Origin of the sequence: Pseudomonas sp. (assembly GCF_037994325.1) — a bacterium.
Classification (GTDB): Bacteria; Pseudomonadota; Gammaproteobacteria; order Pseudomonadales; family Pseudomonadaceae; genus Aquipseudomonas.
In genome coordinates this window covers 1-1470 of sequence record NZ_JBBNAH010000391.1, presented here as the reverse complement: position 1 = coordinate 1470, position 1470 = coordinate 1, and the positions used below count along the sequence as shown (strand labels likewise).

Below are 1470 nucleotides of genomic sequence, written 5' to 3'. Positions count from 1 at the left end.
AGTGCTCATTAACTCGTATCCCTGTCGTTAGTGGCGGCTCCTGATAGTCAAGGGCAGCGGTGCACGCCTTTAGCAAATGGCACGGCTGAGTATGCAAAAAGCAGAGGCGCTTGCGTACCCCTTCGTTTTATCAGGAGGCACTGTTTTCTGACGGGGTATTTCGCAACTAAGTTGCACCGTGTTCAAACCGCAGACTTACCGCCCAGCAGCTTGAACCAGAAGCTGACTTCGCCGCCCCGTTCATCGCGCAGCATTTGTGGCGACAGATCGTCAGCACGGTCGGCCAGCAGCCTGCGCCAAGCGGGCAATTGCACCAGACGTTCATCGTCACCACCTTCGCTGAGTTGTCGCGCCACTTGCACCACATCAACCAAGTCGGCGCTGCCTTCGTGCTGGCGTTGCCAGGCGCTGCGGTGGCGGGCGCAGTCGACCAGCATGGCCGGCAAGCGCCAGGCGGTCAGCACAATTACCCCGATATCCGCCGACAGTTGCTCGCACAAGCTTTGCAATTCAGGCGGTTCACGGGGCACCTCGGGCCAACGTTCCAGTTCGTCGAGCAGGGGCAGGCTGCCGATGTCCTGCAACAGACCGCCGAGCATGGCGTCTTCCATTGGCAGGCGCGTGAGTTGTTGGGCCAGGCACGCACAGTAAGCACCGCACAGCAAAGCGGCGTTCCACCGTGTGCGAAAAACCTTAATCAGCACCGGTTCGAGGCTGGTAAACAGGTGCTCGACGGCAAACGTCAGCACCAGGTTGTTGACCCGTTGCATGCCGATGCGCGACACCACTTCTTGCAGGTTCACGCCCTGGCGCACGTTGCGCAGCATCGGGCTGGAAGCGAACTGTAATAGGTAGGCGGCCAACGGCGGATTGCTGTGTAACAGGCGGGTGACTTGTTCCAGCGAGGCGTGTTCCGAGTCCAATAACTTGCGCAAGCGCAACGAGGTTTCCGGCATTTGCGGAACTTTGGCGCTGCCTTTAAGAAAGTTTGAATACAACGAAAACTTCAGACCTTCGTGGCGGTTCTCCATGGGGGCTTTCTCCTGGTCTGCCTGAACTACAAGCGTAGTAAGCATTTGGCCAGGCGACCGACCATTGGGCAGGGTTTTATCCGTTTACCCGTCGCTGATTGGCAGCGGTCGTTCGCTGCGCTCAGACACTGGCCTACAGCCCAAGGATGCAACCTACAGCCGCACTGGCTTGTCAGTAAATACAGTCTCACCCTCGCCGGCTATTCAGTAGCTGGCCATCGTGAAATTTGAATCGCGAGGGTAGGTCTGCGATGAAATGGTTTGTGCTGGCGCTGGTGCTGTTTTCCATAATGTTTGTGCATTTTCGTGGCCGTGTGCGCCTGCCTCTGTTGCGCCAGTTGGTTGATCACTCCTCGATCATGGCGCCTATCAACCTGTTTATGTACGCGTTTTCCCGGGTGCCGGCCGAGCCGTTTCCTCAGGTGGCGCAGTATCAGGC

At 57.9% G+C, this 1470-nt stretch carries 1 protein-coding gene and 1 pseudogene; one reads left to right on the top strand and one right to left on the bottom strand.

Translation table 11 applies throughout. The features are described from left to right. Positions 1-182: 182 nt before the first annotated feature. On the bottom strand, positions 183-1031 hold the full coding sequence (locus AAAB16_RS13285) for an HDOD domain-containing protein (RefSeq protein WP_340663748.1): 849 nt from the start codon (positions 1029-1031) through the stop codon (positions 183-185). Positions 1032-1282: 251 nt separating this feature from the next. On the opposite strand from AAAB16_RS13285, the pseudogene AAAB16_RS13280 reads away from it, so the two are divergent. Further along, positions 1283-1470 (top strand): annotated as a pseudogene (locus AAAB16_RS13280) (lipid A hydroxylase LpxO); the annotation flags it as partial.